Annotated in this window: 10 protein-coding genes; 6 read left to right on the top strand and 4 right to left on the bottom strand. The window is 31.3% G+C overall.

Annotated elements, in window-relative coordinates:
* Nucleotides 1–95 precede the first annotated feature (95 nt).
* Entirely contained in the window at nt 96–1,550 is a 1,455-nt protein-coding gene (locus LPB302_RS05165; RefSeq protein ID WP_053975243.1) for a sodium:solute symporter, read from the bottom strand.
* Nucleotides 1,551–1,644: 94 nt separating this feature from the next.
* On the opposite strand from LPB302_RS05165, the gene recR reads away from it, so the two are divergent.
* Nucleotides 1,645–2,262 carry a recombination mediator RecR gene (recR, locus tag LPB302_RS05160; protein ID WP_053975242.1) on the top strand — a complete coding sequence of 206 codons (618 nt, stop codon included), beginning with the start codon at nt 1,645–1,647 and terminating at the stop codon, nt 2,260–2,262.
* Between the two features lie 3 nt (nt 2,263–2,265).
* Here recR and LPB302_RS05155 read toward each other — a convergent pair whose 3' ends face one another.
* The gene (locus LPB302_RS05155; protein ID WP_053975241.1) at nt 2,266–3,096 is read right to left on the bottom strand and encodes a universal stress protein; all 831 of its coding nucleotides are present in this window, start codon (nt 3,094–3,096) and stop codon (nt 2,266–2,268) included.
* Nucleotides 3,097–3,290: 194 nt separating this feature from the next.
* Between LPB302_RS05155 and rimP the strand changes: the two genes are divergently transcribed.
* Genes rimP through infB form a run of 3 tightly spaced genes read left to right on the top strand, consistent with a single transcriptional unit; the run spans nt 3,291 to nt 7,885 of the window.
* Entirely contained in the window at nt 3,291–3,752 is a 462-nt protein-coding gene (rimP, locus tag LPB302_RS05150) for a ribosome assembly cofactor RimP (protein WP_053975240.1), read from the top strand.
* A gap of 11 nt (nt 3,753–3,763) precedes the next feature.
* The gene (gene nusA / locus LPB302_RS05145) at nt 3,764–5,020 is read left to right on the top strand and encodes a transcription termination factor NusA (RefSeq protein ID WP_053975239.1); all 1,257 of its coding nucleotides are present in this window, start codon (nt 3,764–3,766) and stop codon (nt 5,018–5,020) included.
* A 60-nt stretch (nt 5,021–5,080) separates the two neighbouring features.
* Entirely contained in the window at nt 5,081–7,885 is a 2,805-nt protein-coding gene (infB, locus tag LPB302_RS05140) for a translation initiation factor IF-2 (protein ID WP_053975238.1), read from the top strand.
* A gap of 67 nt (nt 7,886–7,952) precedes the next feature.
* Here the strand turns inward: infB and LPB302_RS05135 are convergent, their stop codons facing one another.
* Complete coding sequence (locus tag LPB302_RS05135) at nt 7,953–10,658, bottom strand: T9SS type B sorting domain-containing protein (RefSeq protein WP_053975237.1); 2,706 nt, start codon at nt 10,656–10,658, stop codon at nt 7,953–7,955.
* 4 nt (nt 10,659–10,662) lie between these two features.
* On the bottom strand, nt 10,663–16,281 hold the full coding sequence (locus tag LPB302_RS05130) for an FIDD domain-containing protein (RefSeq protein ID WP_053975236.1): 5,619 nt from the start codon (nt 16,279–16,281) through the stop codon (nt 10,663–10,665).
* A 238-nt stretch (nt 16,282–16,519) separates the two neighbouring features.
* Here LPB302_RS05130 and LPB302_RS05125 point away from each other — a divergent pair, with 238 nt between their 5' ends.
* Both LPB302_RS05125 and LPB302_RS05120 read left to right on the top strand, forming a co-directional pair.
* A complete protein-coding gene (locus LPB302_RS05125) occupies nt 16,520–17,866 on the top strand; it encodes a hypothetical protein (RefSeq protein WP_053975235.1) in 1,347 nt (448 codons plus the stop codon).
* 95 nt (nt 17,867–17,961) lie between these two features.
* Nucleotides 17,962–19,005 carry a hypothetical protein gene (locus tag LPB302_RS05120; protein ID WP_053975234.1) on the top strand — a complete coding sequence of 348 codons (1,044 nt, stop codon included), beginning with the start codon at nt 17,962–17,964 and terminating at the stop codon, nt 19,003–19,005.
* The last annotated feature ends 21 nt before the right edge of the window (nt 19,006–19,026 follow it).

Here is a 19,026-nt window from a genome sequence, read left to right as displayed (position 1 = left end):
ATTAACAAAAAATCATATTAAATCATATAAACACCTGAAAAACAGGTATTTACGTTTAAAATAATGTTAATAACTTTTCATTAAAGCACTGATAATCAGATAATAATTGCCTTTTTTTTGCTGTTTTTTATAATATAAAGACCTATAAAAGTGACGAGTCCGTTAACTATAAGTAATGCAAATCCGAAGCTAAAATCATAAAATTCTAAGCAAATATAATTTAGTAAATAGGTAATTATTGGCGATAAAATACAGACTAATGGAACCCATTTATCCTTTAATTTCAGCTTTGAAAATAAACCAAAAGCATATAAACCTAAAAGCGGTCCATAAGTGTAATTTGCGAATGTGAAAATCTTAGCAATCACACTTTCATCAGCTATAAAATATTTGAATATTAGAATGGTAACAATTAAGATTACAGAGAATATTATGTGTATTTTTTTTCGAATTTTTTCCTGATTTTCAACAGTTTCTTTCTTGTCAATTTCAAGAATATCAATACTAAATGATGTGGTTAACGAGGTTAATGCAGAGTCTGCACTTGAGTAGGCAGCTGCAATTAAACCTAGAAGGAAAAATATAGCTGTTGCTAAGCCTAAAGTTCCTTTTGTTGCAATAATTGGAAAGAGTTCGTCTTTGTGAGCATCAATTCCGTTTTTTTGAGCATAGTCTGTAAGTAAAACTCCTAAAGCTAAAAAGAAGAAGTTTACTATTACTAAAACAATTGTAAACCAAAACATGTTTTTTTGAGCATCTTTTAAATTTCTACAGGTAAGATTCTTTTGCATCATATCTTGGTCTAAACCCGTCATTACAATAGCTACAAAAGCACCTGCAAGAAATCGCTTCCAAAAATAGTCTCCAGATTTTACATCATCAAAAAAGAAGGTTTTAGATAATTCACTATCGGCTACATAATTAAATAAGTTACCAATTTGCATTTCATCAGATATCGTATATATACAAACTCCTACAGCTATTAGCATAAATAAAGTTTGTAGTGTATCTGTCCAGACAATGGTTTTTATACCTCCTTTGAAAGTATAAAGCCAAATTAAAAGAATAGTAAAAGTAACAGTTATCCAAAATGGGATTCCAAATTCATCAAATAATAATAATTGCAGCACATTAGCAACTAAAAATAATCGAAAAGAAGCTCCTATAATTCTGGAGAGTAAAAAGTAACTAGCACCAGTTTTGTAAGAGTAATTACCAAACCTATCTTGTAGGTAGGTGTAAATAGAGGTCAAATTTAATTTATAGTAAAGAGGTAATAGTACTAAGCCAATTACAGCATAACCTACTATGTAACCAAGAACCATTTGCATGTAGCTCATACTTTGCGCTTCTACCCAGCCAGGAACAGAAATAAAAGTTACTCCAGATAATGAAGCTCCAATCATACCAAAAGCAACTAAATACCAAGGAGATGAATTGTTGGCCTTAAAAAAAGTAGCATTGTTTGCAGATTTACCTGTTAGATAAGAAATTAGAATTAATACAGAAAAATAACCAATAATTAAAAGTAGAATATGAAGTGGTTGCATAGTGAATTACGAATGTTCAATTATCATTTACGAATATAGTCTTTTGTCTTTTTTCTTTCGTCTTTTTTCTACGGAAGTTGTAATTTTGTTCTCTATGGATTTTTCATCGAAAATTTTAGAGAATGCAGTAAATGAAGTTTCACGATTGCCAGGTATTGGTAAACGGACTGCTTTGCGTTTGGTTTTACATTTGTTAAAACAGCCTAAAGAAAATACTAGCTATTTGTCTGAGGCTTTGTTGCACTTGAGGAATGATGTAAAATCTTGTGAAAACTGTCATAATATATCAGATACTGTACTTTGTGATATTTGCAATAACCCCAAACGAAATGAGGAAATTGTTTGTGTGGTAGAAGATATTAGAGATGTTATGGCTATAGAAAGTACTTCTCAATTTAAAGGATTGTATCATGTGTTAGGAGGAAAAATATCGCCAATAGAAGGTATTGGTCCTCAAAACCTGCAAATAGATTCTTTAATTGAAAAGGTAGAAAAAGGAGTTATTAAAGAATTAATTTTTGCCTTGAGTTCTACTATGGAAGGTGATACCACTAACTTTTACATATACAAACAGATCGAAAAGTATAACATAACTACTTCTACAATAGCTCGTGGAATTTCTGTTGGAGACGAACTAGAATATGCAGACGAAGTAACATTAGGTAGATCTATTGTTAATAGAATTCCATTTTCTCAATCAATAAAAAATTAAAGATTAGGCTTTAATCGTCAAAATTGGTTTTAAAGCCTTTTTTGATAATGATTTAGTTACACTTGCAGAAAATAAATGAGATAAACCACTTCTGCCACTTGTGCTAAGTGCAATTAAATCTGCATTCAAATCTCTAGAGAAATTTAAAATTCCTTTTTCTATAGAAGCATCATTATAAATATTGATAGAGAATTTAGGTAAATCAAACTCCTTAATAAAATCTTCAATTTTTTGAGTAGCATCATGAGTGCTTTCAAATTTAGTAGGCGTAGTTACTTTTAATAGGTGAATTTCACTATTAAAGTGATCGGCAAAATCTAAGAATTTTCGAAACACTTCCTTTTTGCTGTTGTTTTTAAAATTAGATGCAAAAACAATATTTTTAATTCTAAACTTTTTAGAATCTTTCTTTACAACAATAACAGGTATGTTTGCTCTTCTAACCACTTTTTCTGTGTTAGAGCCAATTAAGATTTCTTCAAACTCAGAATGCCCTTTAGAACCCATTACTATTAAATCTGCTTTAATTTTATCTGCATATTGTAAAATGCCTTCATAAGGTTTTTGAAAACGAATGGCATGATGAACTTCATAACTTTCATCAAAAAAATCAGTTTTAAATTCTAGAATTCTATCTCTAATTTTACGCAAGTACAACATGCTTTCAGGAATGCTAAATTTGCTTCTAGCACCCATGTCAATAACGCCAGAAGGTAATTCTATCATATGTAATAAGTAAACTGTACTATTAGATTTTTTAGCAATTCTAGATGCCATTTTGCATGCATATTCAGATCTTTTAGAAAAATCGATAGGAACTATTATTTTATTCATAACTGATTTGGTTGATTTTAATTAAATGTATAATTTAAAGTTACGAAAAAATTAGAATATAATTCAGTTTGCTAAATAGTAAACAATTCGTATATTTGCACAGAATTTAGCAGTAATTTGATAAATGAGGGGACTTAAAGTCCCCTCTTTTTATACTCAAAAAGAATATTTTTAAGCTAATATTAAGTTTTCATATGGATTATAAAAAAATTAAAGATTTAGTAGACGAAGCTTTAGCCTTAAACGAAAGTCTATTTTTAATTGATTTAATAATTTCTGAGAATAATAAAATTCAAGTTACAGTAGATGGTGATAATGGTGTTCCTTTAAGTGAATGCATTAGAATTAGTAGAAATGTAGAGCATAATTTAGATAGAGAAGAAGAAGATTTTTCTTTAGTAGTTACAACTCCAGATATTTCTCATCCATTAAAAGAAAAAAGGCAGTACGTAAAAAATATCAATAGAATATTAAAAGTAACAACTGCAGAAGATAAATTAGAAGGAACTCTTGTAGAGGCAGATGATGAAAAGATTGTGCTGAACTGGAAAGCAAGAGAACCGAAACCAATAGGTAAAGGTAAAGTTACCGTGCAAAAATCGGCAACTTTAACTTATAAAGAAATTAAAGAAGCAAAAGTGAAGATTGTATTTTAAGTAAAGATGTAATGGAAAATATAGCGTTAATTGATTCGTTTTCAGAGTTTAAAGATAATAAGAGTATAGACAGAGTAACATTAATGTCTATTTTAGAAGAAGTTTTTAGAGCTGCTTTAAAACGTAAGTTTGGTTCAGATGATAATTTTGATATTATTATAAACCCAGATAAAGGAGATTTAGAAATTTGGAGAAATAGAGTTGTTGTTGCAGATGGTTTTTCTGAAGATGATAATGAAGAGATTGAGCTTTCTGAAGCTAGAAAAATTGAGCCTGATTTTGAGATTGGAGAAGATGTATCTGAAGAGGTTAAATTAATCGACTTAGGAAGAAGAGCAATTTTAGCTTTGCGTCAAAACTTAATTTCTAAGATTTATGAGCATGATAGTACTAACATCTTTAAGCAATTTAAAGATTTAGAAGGCGAATTATTTAGTGCAGAAGTGCATCACATACGTCACAATGCAATTATTTTGTTAGACGATGAAGGTAATGAAATTGTATTACCAAAAAGTGAGCAAATACGTTCTGACTTTTTTAGAAAAGGAGATAATGTTAGAGGTGTTATTAAAACTGTAGAATTAAGAGGTAATAAACCTGCTATAATTTTATCAAGAACATCACCAGCATTTTTAAATAAATTATTCGAACAAGAAATTCCAGAAGTTTTTGACGGTTTAATTACTGTAGAAGGTGTTGCAAGAATTCCAGGTGAAAAAGCAAAAGTAGCTGTAGATTCTTATGATGATAGAATAGATCCTGTTGGAGCTTGTGTAGGTGTAAAAGGTTCAAGAATTCATGGTATTGTTCGTGAATTAGGAAACGAAAACATAGATGTTATCAATTACACTAAAAACGAACAATTATTTATCTCTAGAGCATTAAGCCCTGCTAAGGTAACTTCTATGGAAATTACCATGTATGAAGAAGAAAAAAATGGTAAAAAAGGACGTGTAAGCGTACTTTTAAAACCAGAAGAAGTTTCTAAAGCAATTGGTAGAGGTGGTGTTAATATTAGATTAGCAAGTGAGTTAACTGGTTACGAAATAGACGTTCAAAGAGAAGGTTTAGAAGAAGAAGATGTAGAGTTAACAGAATTTATTGATGAAATTGAAGACTGGGTAATTACAGAGTTCAAGAAAATTGGTTTAGATACTGCAAGAAGCGTACTAGAAACAACTGTTGCAGAATTAGTAAAAAGAACTGATTTAGAGGAAGAAACAATTATAGAAGTTCAAAGAATTCTTAAAGAGGAATTCGAAGACTAATTATAGTATAGAAACAAAGTAAAAATTATATTTTTACAATTATAAAGTTAAAAGAATTATATGTCTGTAGGCAAAACAATGAGGCTTAATAAAGTTTTAAGAGAACTAAACATTTCTCTTGATAGAGCAGTTGAATATTTAGCAAAGAATGGTCATGAAATAGAAGCAAGACCAACTACTAAAATTTCTTCTGATATCTATCAAGTGCTGCAAGATGGCTTCGAAACAGATGCAAACAAGAAAGCTGCATCAAAAGAGGTTGGAGAAGAAAAGCGAAAAGAGAAAGAAGCAATTCGTTTAGAACTTGAAGCTAAGTTAGAGAAGAAAAGAGCAGAAGAAGAGAAGAAAGAAGAAATTCTTAAAGCCAAAGCAGAAAAGTTAGAGCTTAAAACAGTTGGTAAAATCGATATCGATAATGCAGGTAAAAAGCCTACAGAAAAGCCTGAGCCAGCTAAAGAAGAGCCTAAAGAAGAAGCACCAAAAAAGATAGAAGCAGAAACTGAGAAAAAGGTTGAAGCAGAAAAACCTGTTGAACCAAAAGTAGAAGCTCCAAAAGAAACTAAAAAAGTAGAAAAGGCAAAACCTGTTTCTGCAATAGAAAAGGTAGCTTCTAAAATAGAGAGTAAAATAGAAGGTAAATCTGATGCTGAAAAAGCAGATGAAAAAACTGGTGAAGTTACACCAGAAAATGCTGAAGCTATTAAAACTCAATATAAAAAGTTAGATGGTCCAAACTTTACAGGTAAGAAAATTGATTTAAAACAATTTGAAAAACCTAAGAAGAAGAAAACTGAGGTTAAGAAAACAGGTGCAGATGCTAAAAAGAAGCGTAAACGTATTAGCAAACCTGGTGGAGGTGGAGTAGGAAGACCTACAGGAAATAGAGGTGCTAGTAATAGACCAAGAGGAACAGGACCTAGAGGAAGAGCTAATAGTAGAACTCCTGTAAAAAAGGAAGAGCCTACAGAAGCAGAAATCCAAAAACAAGTAAGAGAAACTCTTGAGAAATTACAAGGGAAATCTTCTAAAGGTAAAGGTGCTAAATATCGTAGAAATAAACGTGATGCTAGAAGAGAACAATCTGAAGCAGAATTAGAAGCACAAGAATTAGACAATAAAATCTTAAAAGTAACAGAGTTTGTTACTGTAAGTGAGGTTGCTACAATGATGGATGTTCCTGTAACTAACATTATCTCTGCATGTATGTCTTTAGGAATGATGGTTACAATGAATCAACGTTTAGACGCTGAAACATTAGTAATTGTTGCTGAAGAGTTTAATTACAAAGTAGAATTTGTTGGTGCAGAAGTAGAAGAGTCTATAGAAGAAGTAGAAGATAAACCAGAAGATTTAGAAACTCGTGCTCCAATCATTACTGTAATGGGTCACGTAGATCATGGTAAAACATCTCTTTTAGATTATATTAGAAATGCAAATGTAATTGAAGGTGAAAGTGGAGGAATTACGCAACATATTGGAGCGTATTCTGTAAATGTAGGAGATCAAAAAATTGCATTTTTAGATACTCCTGGTCACGAAGCCTTTACTGCAATGCGTGCAAGAGGTGCTCAGGTAACAGATTTAGTAATTATTGTTGCAGCAGCAGATGATGATGTAATGCCACAAACAAAAGAAGCTATTTCTCATGCTCAAGCAGCTGGTGTGCCAATTATTTTTGCAATTAATAAGATTGATAAGCCAAATGCAAATCCTGATAATGTAAAGACACAATTATCTCAAATGAATTTGTTGATTGAAGAATGGGGTGGAACTATCCAATCTCAAGATATTTCAGCAAAAACAGGTCAAGGAGTTGATGAACTTTTAGAAAAAGTATTATTAGAAGCAGAAGTATTAGAATTAAAAGCTAATCCTAATAAAAATGCAGTTGGTACTGTAGTAGAAGCACAGTTAGATAAAGGTAGAGGTTATGTTACAACAATCTTAGTACAAGCAGGTACTTTAAAAGTTGGTGATTATATTCTTGCTGGTAAACATAGTGGAAAAGTAAAAGCTATGTTTAATGATAAAGGTAAGAAACTGAAAAAAGCAGGGCCTTCTACACCAGTATCGATTCTAGGTTTAGATGGTGCTCCTCAAGCAGGTGATAAGTTCTTAGTATTTGATGATGAAAGAGAAGCAAAACAAATTGCAACAAAACGTTCTCAATTACAACGTGAACAATCTGTAAGAACTCAGAAAACTTTAACATTAGACGAGATTGGAAGACGTATTGCTCTTGGAGATTTCAAGGAATTAAACATTATCTTAAAAGGAGATGTGGATGGTTCTGTAGAAGCGTTAACAAACTCTTTTCAAAAATTATCTACAGAAGAAATTCAAGTTAATATTTTACATAAAGGTGTTGGTGCCATTACAGAAAGTGATGTATTACTAGCAACTGCTTCAGATGCAATTATTGTTGGGTTTAATGTAAGACCTCAAGGAAATGCTAGAGCTGTAGCAGACAGAGAAGAAGTAGATATTAGAACTTATTCTATTATTTACGATGCAATTAATGACCTTAAAGATGCCATGGAAGGAATGTTATCTCCTGAAATGAAAGAAGAGGTTACTGGTAATGTAGAAATTAGAGAAGTTTATAAAATTTCTAAGGTCGGTAACATTGCAGGTTGTATGGTAATGTCTGGTAAAATCTTTAGAGATTCTCAGATTAGAATTATTAGAGATGGAATTGTAGTTCATGATGGTGTTTTAACTTCATTAAAACGTTTTAAAGACGATGTTAAAGAAGTTGCTAAAGGATATGATTGTGGTTTACAAGTTAAGAACTATAATGACATTCAAGAAGGTGATGTTATAGAAGCATACAAAGAAGTAGCAGTTAAAAAGAGATTGAAATAATTGCTGGCTAAATAAAATAAAAACACCAAAACATGAATTTGTTTTGGTGTTTTTTTATGGTTTTATTTTAGTCTCTAATTAAACTAAAATTTCCAGATTCGTTTATTTCATTATCATCTTTATCTACTATTTTGGCTTTAAACCAAAAGTTATTAGAATTAAGGTTTTTACCATTATAAGAACCATTCCAACCAAGAGCATCAAAATTTGTGATGGAATAAATTAGTTTTCCAAACCTATCAAATATTTGTACATCTATCGATTTAAAAGATGTTTTATCTAAACCTTTAACATTCCAAAAATCATTTTCTCCATCTCCATTTGGAGTAAAGTATTTCTTAAACCCAATTACAGATACGTTTATTTGTATAGATTGCTCACAAGTATTAGTGTCTCTCACATAAATGGTTTGTAAACCAGCATCTACGTTCGAAAAAAAATAATTGTTAGCATCTCCAAAAAAATCAACATTGTTTAGAGAAAATTCATAGCTGCTGTTCCCATTTATGTTTACTGTAATCGTGTTGTTTTTTTCATCTTCTGTATTTACGATGATATCACCAAAGCTTGGAATAGGAGGATTTACAACTTCGAAATTTTTAATATTAGAACATAGAATACCATTCTCTAATTTATATACTGTAAGTGAGAATTGACCAACTTGATTTAATTCAAAGTCTTGATCTGTACTAACAATATCTCCATTTGCATTTTTCCATTCAAAACTATCATTAAATGCATTCGCAGATACAATTACAGGTGGTTTTACACTCGGATCAAAACAAATAGTGTAACTATCTTGTAAATTGATAGGAGGAGTCGCATTTACAACAATATTAAAGCCTTGAATTCCTCCACAAGATAAATCAGCTTCTTGTGCTTTTACATAAATAGTACCTGAGGTAGATGTAAAATTAGTATCGAACTCATTTAGGTTTGTCTGAGCATCTAAATAGGTAGGATAAAAAGACAATAAAGTTGATGTTGGAATATTTAATTGATTACGAATTGAAGCTGCTAAAAAATCGCTATCAAAAAGACCTTTAGCATCACCAACAACTCCATCTGAATCTTCACAAACATAAAAATTTTCAATATTAGCTAAGTCTACAAATCTAGCAGTAATAATAAATGATGTACTTTCAAAACAACCATTCTCATTAACAGCTTTCACAAAAATCTCTTGATTTTGTACTGTATTTTGAAAGTTTTCAGGATTTGAGATTGGAATATCATTATCTAAATCACTTTGTGATAAATAGAAAAATAACTCTTCGTTTAAAGCTGGATTTGTGATTTTAGGCGTGATTGAAAACAAATTAAAAATAGAGAGTCCATCTGAGTCTTCATCACATTCAATTAATTCTTGATTTGGAATTAAAACAGGTAAAGCATAAGCTTCTACTACTTTGTAAACTGTTACCTTTTTTGAGCCCACAGTTAAAACTCCTTTTACAGTATACTCTCCAGGAGCATTGTAAGTATGGGTTGTAGAAATTCCTGTTCCAGAATTTCCATCACCAAAATCCCATACAGCATCTGAAATAGTAGCATAAGAAGTGCTAGAAAATGTAAAAGGATCTACAAAACATTGGTTTTCCGTTACAATTTTTGATGCAAAATAAGATTGTATAAAATTAGGTAAACCTTTCTTAGAAGTACCTGGATTTAATTCTGGTGATAAAGGTGTATAGTTGGCAAGTATGCTTTTTTCATTTGGTTCGTTAATTACCCCTAAAATTGTACTATCATCATTCTCAAAGCTTAAGGCAACATAAATTTTTTGATCATTGGCCAGTTGTAAACTCTCTACTACAATATTTGGTCTAAAATATAAGATTGCTCTAGCATCTTCTTGTGCTCCTGGACCATCTATTTCATATTGAAAAATTCCATCATTATTTCCTGCATCAAAACTTATATAAACAAATTGTCCATTAGGTGAAACTTCAATTCCTTTTGGAGGCCAATTTGCACCTGGAGGATCTATTAATAAATTTCTATTAAATGTAATTTCTCCTGTTTCATTATTAAACTCAAAATAATGTACATACCTCGTATTTTGACTTGTAGTTTTACTGGCCACAATCAGTTTCTTACCATCTACAGAAAATTTCATGGCTCCTAATTGCTCAATTCCAAAATCTAAATTGGTTACTCTTGCATTAAAATTAATACCAGCATCTGTTATTGGGTAAGCTTTAAAAATTGTCTTTAATTCTTCTGGATCTGAATTTGCTGCTGTAAGAATTAGTAGCCAAAAAGATTCTCCACTTTTATGATGAACAGCAGTTAATTTTTCTGATGGAGCATTAGAATCTAAAAAACCATTCTTTGTAACTACTTTACCCAAAGGAAATTCATTTGAGAATTCTATTTCAGAATAAAAAGAACCAGCAGTTACTAAAGGATTTGTAGAGTTTTCTGAGCGTGCATAAAACAAATAGTAAACATCATTTGTACCTGGTTTAGGTACAATTATCGCCGATTGAAAATTGTTAGGGTCTCCAGCAAGACCACTTCCATTTTCCATAATTTCATGATTTCTATTCCAAACAGTAGCTCCATCTGAATAGAACATTAAAAGACCATCTTCATTAGCAATAGAAGCAGAGCCAAATGGAGCATCCATAGCACTGTCACCCAAAACCTCTAATTCACCTTTGTCAAAATTTAAAGCTGCTCTGTTACCAAAATACCAATAAATGGTTTCATTCTGAGCTGTAAAGCTTAAACTTAGACAAAGACATAAAAGAGTTAAATAGGTTTTCATAACCTTATTTTCTCAGTAAAGAAAAGTTTCCTTTCTTGTTAATTGTTGGTTTTGTTGTGTCTGCAGGTACTAGTGTTACATTGTACCAATAATCATCAGAAGGTAGTAATTTTCCATTATATGTTCCATCCCAACCATTCCCATCAATAGGCACTTGCGCAACCAGATTACCAAATCTATTAAAGATGTTAATACTAGCATTTGGATAAAAAGTTTGATTGGCTCCTTTTACAACCCAAGTATCGTTATTATTATCTCCATTTGGTGTAAAGAATTTTGGAAATTGAATTACAGATACTAGTAAAGTTGTATCTGGAGAACATCCATTTTTATCATTTACAATAATTTGATAAATACCACCTTCTAAATTCTCGAAAAGAGGTTCATCTTGAAAACCAATAAAAGGAATTCTAGTATTATCATCTGTATTAACCACTGCAAATTGATAGTCTCCAGGACCTAAATCATTATTAATAATATCTATAGAAATAGACAAATTGTTGGTGCTTCCTAAATTATTTGACTCATCTACAATAGTAACAAAGCTCGATTCTAAAGTGGCTATATTAGACTCATTTACTTCTATAGTTTCTTCTCTAGAACACATAGTGCCATCTGTAGTAGTTGCAGTTACTTTGTATCTTCCTCCTTCAGAAATATCTATATTATCTACAGAAGTAGTATTTAATACTGTTCCATTTTCATCTGTCCAAACATAGGTATAATTATCAGCAGGATTTTCTACACCAATGTTATGAGGAATATCATTTAAACATAATATTTGAGGAGTAGTTACTGTAAAATTTGGTAATGGATTTACGATTAACTCAAAACTTGCATCGTCATTTACACACATCGTTTGTTTATTCTGAACTCTAATGTAAATGGTTTCTGTACTACTTGAATTTGTATAAGGTGATGCTAAAGGATTCGCGCCTGAAGTAGCTTCAGCTTGAGAACTATGAAAGGTAACATTAAAGTCGCTAACATTTCTACTTGCCCCTAAAACTTCTGGAATTTTACTATCTAAATCTATTGTTTGAATAATTCCATTTGCATCATCTCCATCATCATCATTATCACATTCAGATAATACACCTACAGGATTTATAGATGGCTCTGGATATACTAATAATTGAAAAGTAGAAAATACTGATGGACACTGTAAACCAGTTTCATCAACTATGATAAAGAAGATGGTTTGAATACCTGGATCATCTGAATTAAAGTCTGCTGGAAATGAAGTTTCTGCAGTTGTATTTTGAAAATTAGATGGGTCTGAAATTGAATTTGTTCTATTTTCTGCATCTGTTTGAGAAATATAATATTCTACAACTAAACCAGTTCTATTATCTAAAATATCTGATTCTCTTTCTGTTAAATCGATATTCTGTGCTATTCTATTTCTAGGATCTGCATCAAAAGGTGTTACTACATCACAAACCATTAAATCTGGTACATTTGCAGGTACTGTAGGTATTGGTTGTATGATTATTTTGAAAGATGTATTCGCATTGTAACACATGCTTCCAGTTCTGTTTTGTACTCTTACATAAATAGTTTGTTCGTTAGTTGTACCAGCAGTAAAACCACTTTGAACTTCATTGGTATAATTCGTGTCATTTGTAATGACATCTGTATTATTCATTGAGCCATTTTCTGTAGTGTGAAAAGTTACACTATAATCAGCTTCAGTTTGTCCTGTACCTAAAATTTCATCAACCTTATCTCTTAAGTTAATAGCTGCATTTCTACCATCTGCTGTATTACCAGATAATGCATCATCACATTCTTCTATGTCAGCAACTGTAGTAGCCTGAGGAACTGCATGGACTTGTAAAAAGAATTCTCCTAAACCTTGACAATCGTTATTAATTGTACTGATGATTTTATAATAAATAGGGAACTGAATTCCTTCTGGTATTGTAGTAATGTCTATTTTATTGATATCATTTCTATAAGCAGTAATATCAATTTCATTTAAAGAATTATTTCTATCAGTAGAGTTTTCAAAGAAAAATACTTCTGTATTTGCAGGCGGATTTATACTATTGATGATTGCATCTCTATCTAAAGAAAAATTGGTGATAAAATCAGTATCATCATTAGAACCTGGAGTATCATTACCATCAGCATCTAAAAGATCGTCACAAACAGGTGGTTGAATATCATTGTAAGGATTATCTGGAGTTTGCCCCACATTAACTCTTAGCTCAACTAAACCATTAGAACAACCTTGATCAGAAATTACACTAACGTAAACCACTTCTACTGTATTTACTGAAACAGGATATGAAGTTGGGTCTGTAATTTGATTAGTTCCATTGATATCTGTAAAATATTCAAAAGTGATGCCAGCAGTTTCAGAAATATTATCTTCTGCAGTTGTTAAATTTACTGTTGGATTTGTATCACTAGCATCTATACATTGATTAATTTCTGATGGATTATTTTTAATAATTGGTAATGGATTAACTGAAAGCGTAACTGTGCTAGATGCTTCTTCAGTACAAGTGTTTCCTGTTCTGCTCAATAATACTCTGTATTGGTTATTATTGAAGGTAAGAGGAGTATTTGTTATCTGTAAGTCTTGAGTAGTTACTCCATTATAAGTGGCATCATCAACTAAGCTAGTCCAAGTAGTGCCATCTGTAGAAACTTGCCATTGAAAACCATCAGCATTAGAATCAATAGTCATAATATCTGTATCCAATTCACAGAAAACAGGATCTACAAAAGAGTTTATTACAATTGGAGCACTAATCGTATAATCTGCATTAGGTGCTGTGTACCCATCTGTATTATTAATTACTAAACCATTTGAATCTACAGCAAAAGGGTTAGCAAATAAAATACCTGAGCCATTTCCAGTAAAACCAGCCTCAATAACATCAAAACAACCATCTCCATCTGATTCTAAATCAGCAAAATCGAAAATAGCATCTTTATTAGCAGTTACTATAGAAGTGGCATCAGAGTTTCTTAAAGGGGTTGCTAAAACACCTGAGTCTGCTGTGCTTTCTAGTGTGTCTAATAATCCATTTATACCAACATTGGCTGCATTTGCATTATCTATAATTCCATCATTGTTTGCATCAGTAACTGTAAAACCAGATTCTACTAAGTCATAAATACCATCATTATCAGAATCTAAGTCTAAGTGATTTGGTACTCCATCTCCATCTGTATCTGTTACTAAAGTTGCAGTGTTAAAAACATCATCTAAACCATCTAAATTGTTATCTGTATTTAAAAGAGTAATACTTTGGTTTGCAGCTTCAAAAAGATCTGGTACCCCATCATTATCTGAATCTAGATCTAAAGCGTCTTCAATTCCATCTCCATCAGAATCTATTCTAATATTGGTGAGTTTTAAGTTACCATTAAAGATAGAATTTGTAACATTTGATGTTGCAGTATGTAAAAATAATACTTTGTCCACATCATTGGCTACAAATTTAAATGGTGTATTTCCATTTGGTGATGGGTTGTATCTAAAACGAATTAGAGAACTAGAATAATTATCTACATCTGCTTCAAATTGCCCGTCAAAATTAGTATCTACTAATAAAATGTTGTCAGGATCGATTAACGTAACATTCTTTGCTGCTGGGCCAATACCAATCTCATATTCTACACCTTCTATTGCAGTGTGTGGCTGATTAGCATCTTGTGTGAATTCAAAATTAAAGCTTTCTGTACTTTCTAACTCATAAATATTAGAAGCGTTTGCACTGCTATTATCGTTAATAGTTGATGTAAAAATACCATTGGTATTCCCTATAAAATTAACATCTCCATCACTTGTAAGGTTACCTGTTAAAAAGTTAGAGATTGGAGTACCACTAGCATCTATACTTGGGTTAGTTAGGTTTGTAAAATTAACAATACCATCTCCTAAAGATTCATCGATATTTAAAATACCATCGTTATCCAAATCTACATCAACGTTGTCAATAATTAAATCATTGTCAAAATCATCAGGACAAATACTCACAGGAATTTCTACTGAATTAAAGGTAGCACCAGTACAATTAATTGTACCAATTAGCCTGTATTTACCTGGTTCACTTTCTATTGGCTTGTAATCTGCTGTTGTACTTCTTTGCTCCCAAGTACTAGTAGTTTCATTAAAAAATTGCCATTCAAAGCTATCAAATAAATCTGTGTTTGCAGCTTGAAGCGTAACATTTGGAATACAGCTACCTAAAGTTGCTACAGTTGTATCAAAACTAATTTCTGGTGCTGATGGGAAACCAGAGTAAAAAGCACCTGAGGCTGCAAATCCATTTGCATTAAAATAAGCACAATACAATTCTTGATCTCCTTCAACTTTTATGTTTCTACTTAAGCCTGATACTTTATAGGTAACATAATTAGGGTTCCCAGTAACATCTGAAGGTCCTTGAGGTGAATAAGTTGAAATGTCTAGACCATTTATTAAAACGTTAGCGCCTTTATTAGTTACAATTGTTACTCCTCCGGGAAAATCAGCTGTACCTATTTTATCTATTCCAGCTATATTATCTACATTTCCTTTGTTTTCACAACTAAGTGGTGGTACAAAGAATAACCCTTGGTTTGCTTCGCTTCCACTTTGACCACCAATTCCTTGGTAAACAAATACTGGTAAAGAAGAATTAATATACATATTACCATTAGTATTGTAACTATTACCTTCAATAACCACAAATTCTCCAGCACTTAAATTAGCAATACTACCTCCATTAACCGAAATTTCAGTATTGTCTTCATGAGCAATAACTAATGCGTTTTCCCAATCATTATTACCAGCTCCTCTTACTAAGATATATTCGCTACCAATTCTATCTGCTCCTACAATTTGATCAAACCCATAATCTCTACCATTATTATTTCCAAAACTTCCAGTGGCAGATCCAGAATTAACTACTATAGGTTTGTCACTAGATATTAAACCACCAATAATGTCTTTCGACTCAAATCCAGCATTTGTTCTAGAAGCTAGTATAAAGCTTTCTCCTTCGTTTAAAATTATATCAGAAGGAATACTTGATCCATTAGGTTGCACAAAACCACTTGGTATATTCGTAATATTTACAATAGTATTATCTTCTGTAGCCATTAAAGAAGCAAAGGTGATGTGCCCATCTACAGGTGTGCTACCTCTTACAAGTCCTCCAATTCTAAACTCATTTCCTAATGCTGAACTACCTTTACTTACCAAAGCTCCAGCATGAAATTTATCGCCTCCACTTAATGCAGATCTCACTCTTATTGATACATAAATAACATCATTAGCTTCAATTATAAAACCTTTATTATTTATAACACTATTAATATTAAATCTATTAATGTGTAGTTGAGTATTGTCATCAAAATCCTCATTTCCATTTTCATCTAAAACAGCCTGAACTACAGGACTACCATTAGAAACTATTCCAGAATACTGAGCTAAATCAGAATTACCAACAGGTGTAATCTTATAAGAAACATTATTTGTTTTTGGTGTTGATATGTAAATATATTGGTCTGTAAAACCATCTGTAGAGGTTAATGGTGGAATAAAGTGTTTTTTGCTTAATTGGCTAAATGCTGAAGTAGCACACATTAAAAATACTAAAAACGATAATAATTTCTTCATTTAATGATTTTTGAATATCAATTGTCAAATATATTTAAAAACTAGCGAAACTAATTTTTTTTAACACTGATAAATGGAGGTGTTTTATAGTGTTTTCGTAACGATTTTTAAGAAAACATAAATTATCTGTAACAACACATCAATTTCTGCTACATATAATTAAACTTATTTTTCTTTTAATTAAAAAAAATAACGAAATTGCTTATCCAAAAATTGTTCAACTAAAAAACTTAATTAAATGGCAGACGAATTTGATTTATTAGAAACTAGCTCAAATGAAAAAACAGAAAAGGTAGATGTTAATTGGGGCAAAGCTGTAGATACTATGAAATCTAAATTGGCGCAAGAAGATGACCCTCAAAAACGTCAAAAAATATTAAATGCTACCTTGGATGATGTAGTACATATGGCAGAAAAAGATAGAACTACACTATTAGATGCCATTAAAGATTTAACAGACTACCAAGATGAAGTTGGTATTATGTTCGAGAAATTTTCAGCCTTAAATCCTACTGAACAAAAAGTTATAGATGATGCTCAAAAAGAATTAGAAAGAGCAAGAATAGAATTAGAAGATGCCCAAAATAAGCCAGATACCTGGTGGAATAATCTTTGGGGTAGAAAATCTAAAATTAAAAAAGAGGAGCAAGAATTTGCTGAAGCAGAAAAAATTAGAGCAGGTGCAGATAATAAAGCAAAAGCAATGTTTCAAGAGCGCATAGAAAGCGCAGATATTCAAACTTTACTAAGTGAGCTTTCTTACAAATCTCAAGCAGCTGTTAGCCGATTAAAAAATAGAGAGGTAGAAATTAAAGAAGTAGAAGAAAAGTTAAAAACAGCTATTGTAGAAGCTTCTAAAAACCATACGAAAGCTCTTGAAAAGAAAAAAGAAACCGAAGAAAAATTAGAAGAGCAGTATGCTTTACTAAAACAAGCACGTCAAGAATTAGATGAAATTGCAGACAAACAGTCTACAGAGTATTCAGAAGCTATTGGAAAAGTAACAACTATAGAACAGAAAGTAGAAGAATTAGAAGGGCTTAAAAATGCCTATACAACTTTGGCTGCCTCAAAAGATAGTTTTGTACACAAACATAATTTAACTATTAAGGTATTAACTTCTTTACGCTCTAATTTACAAACACATAGAGCAAAATTAAAATCAGATACTGAAGAAAGATTAAAGTATTATGATGGTTATGTAGTTGCTTTAAAGGCTAGAACAGATCAAGAATTTGCGGCTATTTTAGAGCATTTAGGAGTTAAAACAGATGAGCATATAGGAGCAACTTTAGCGTCAATGCATTCTGCAAGTGCTAGAGCTCGTCAAGAAATGATGGATAATATTCCTGTTCACGAAAAGGTAATGAATGGTGTTTACAGCACTTATGCAGAGGCTTTACAAGAAATTAGAGAGAAAGATGGAGATATTCAAAAGAATTTTGCTGACAGATATGGAATTGATATGAAAGAAATTTTCGAAGATTTCTATAAGGCAGACAAAGAAACTCCAACAATAGAAGATGCACCAACACCAGAAGCTCCTAAAAAGGACGTTTCTTCTGATGATGATATGTTATCTTAAAATAAGTATTCAGTAGTTTAGTTTGCAGTATACAGTCAGTATTTGACTGTTCACAGCAGACTTACAATTGAAAACTGCCAACTTTCAAATAAAAGATGATATCAACTCCCTTAGACTCTGCAGTTCTAAATTCTAAAGAACAATATGTTTTTTATCATAAAATGGTAGATTTTGTATTAAAAGAAATCATTGTTAGAATTCAGCAGAACCAACTTTGTAATCAACAAGAAATAATTTTCTTTAAGCAGTATTCAGATTTGCTTTTGTACTCAATAGAAGCAATGCGTATTAAATATATGTATGATGAAGAAGATAATATGAAAGTTGATTTAACAGATTCAGGATTCCCTAATTATTTGGAATTTAGGTATTTGTATAATGATTTGGAGCTAAGAAAACAGTATTTAGACAAGCTAGTTGATACTTCTATTTTAAAAGAGCAATTTTTAGATACACTTTTACGAAAGAAAAAACCTATTAAAAAAACAGAATTATTTAAAGCGTCATCAATAATTTATTACACATCAGTAGAAAAACAATACATTTTTAATCGATTTGTACAAGGTAAAATTTTAGATGCTCCAAAAGATGCAAATTACGATTATGTAACCAGCTGGAGTTTTTACGATGTAAGTCATAATAGACCTTTTATCTGTTTTATGTATTTTGATTATGATGGAAATAACGCACTAAAGGATAAAGAAAAAATTTATCAAACGTTAAAAGAAAGCGCAGATAGGGAAATGTCTTTAGATACAATGGCTTATAATATCGACAGAAAATTGGCAGCCATTCAACCTAAACACATCAAACGTATAGATTTAGGACCATTACATAATGTTTTTGCTAAAGATGAAAACCAAATTACACATGCAATTTTAAGCGGAATTTCTAATAAAACAGTAACTCTAGAATCTTATGCAGTTTCTGTTACAATAGATGAGGTTTTTGCAGGAGAAACCTTTACAGAAGGCGGTTTTTTCTCTAAACAAACTATGCAAAAATGGAGTGATGTTTTTCAACAAAAATATTTGTTTGCACCTCACAGAATTATTCAGTTGCTGCACAATCAAATTCCAAGAGCTTTAGATGATTTAGCTCAAGAGCCAATTCAAATGGCTGATTTAAAATTGAAATAATAACGAAAAAGAAAAAGAAAG

Source organism: Polaribacter dokdonensis (assembly GCF_024362345.1).
Taxonomy (GTDB): Bacteria; Bacteroidota; Bacteroidia; order Flavobacteriales; family Flavobacteriaceae; genus Polaribacter; species Polaribacter dokdonensis.
Note: the sequence above shows the minus strand (reverse complement) of the source record. Positions and strands in the feature narration are given on the sequence as shown.

Bases quoted from the DNA above. Each gene is read 5' to 3' on its own strand.
- LPB302_RS05165 (WP_053975243.1), bottom strand. From the start codon at position 1,550: ATGCAACCACTTCATATTCTACTTTTAATTATTGGTTATTTTTCTGTA.
- recR (WP_053975242.1), top strand. From the start codon at position 1,645: ATGGATTTTTCATCGAAAATTTTAGAGAATGCAGTAAATGAAGTTTCA.
- LPB302_RS05155 (WP_053975241.1), bottom strand. From the start codon at position 3,096: ATGAATAAAATAATAGTTCCTATCGATTTTTCTAAAAGATCTGAATAT.
- rimP (WP_053975240.1), top strand. From the start codon at position 3,291: ATGGATTATAAAAAAATTAAAGATTTAGTAGACGAAGCTTTAGCCTTA.
- nusA (WP_053975239.1), top strand. From the start codon at position 3,764: ATGGAAAATATAGCGTTAATTGATTCGTTTTCAGAGTTTAAAGATAAT.
- infB (WP_053975238.1), top strand. From the start codon at position 5,081: ATGTCTGTAGGCAAAACAATGAGGCTTAATAAAGTTTTAAGAGAACTA.
- LPB302_RS05135 (WP_053975237.1), bottom strand. From the start codon at position 10,658: ATGAAAACCTATTTAACTCTTTTATGTCTTTGTCTAAGTTTAAGCTTT.
- LPB302_RS05130 (WP_053975236.1), bottom strand. From the start codon at position 16,281: ATGAAGAAATTATTATCGTTTTTAGTATTTTTAATGTGTGCTACTTCA.
- LPB302_RS05125 (WP_053975235.1), top strand. From the start codon at position 16,520: ATGGCAGACGAATTTGATTTATTAGAAACTAGCTCAAATGAAAAAACA.
- LPB302_RS05120 (WP_053975234.1), top strand. From the start codon at position 17,962: ATGATATCAACTCCCTTAGACTCTGCAGTTCTAAATTCTAAAGAACAA.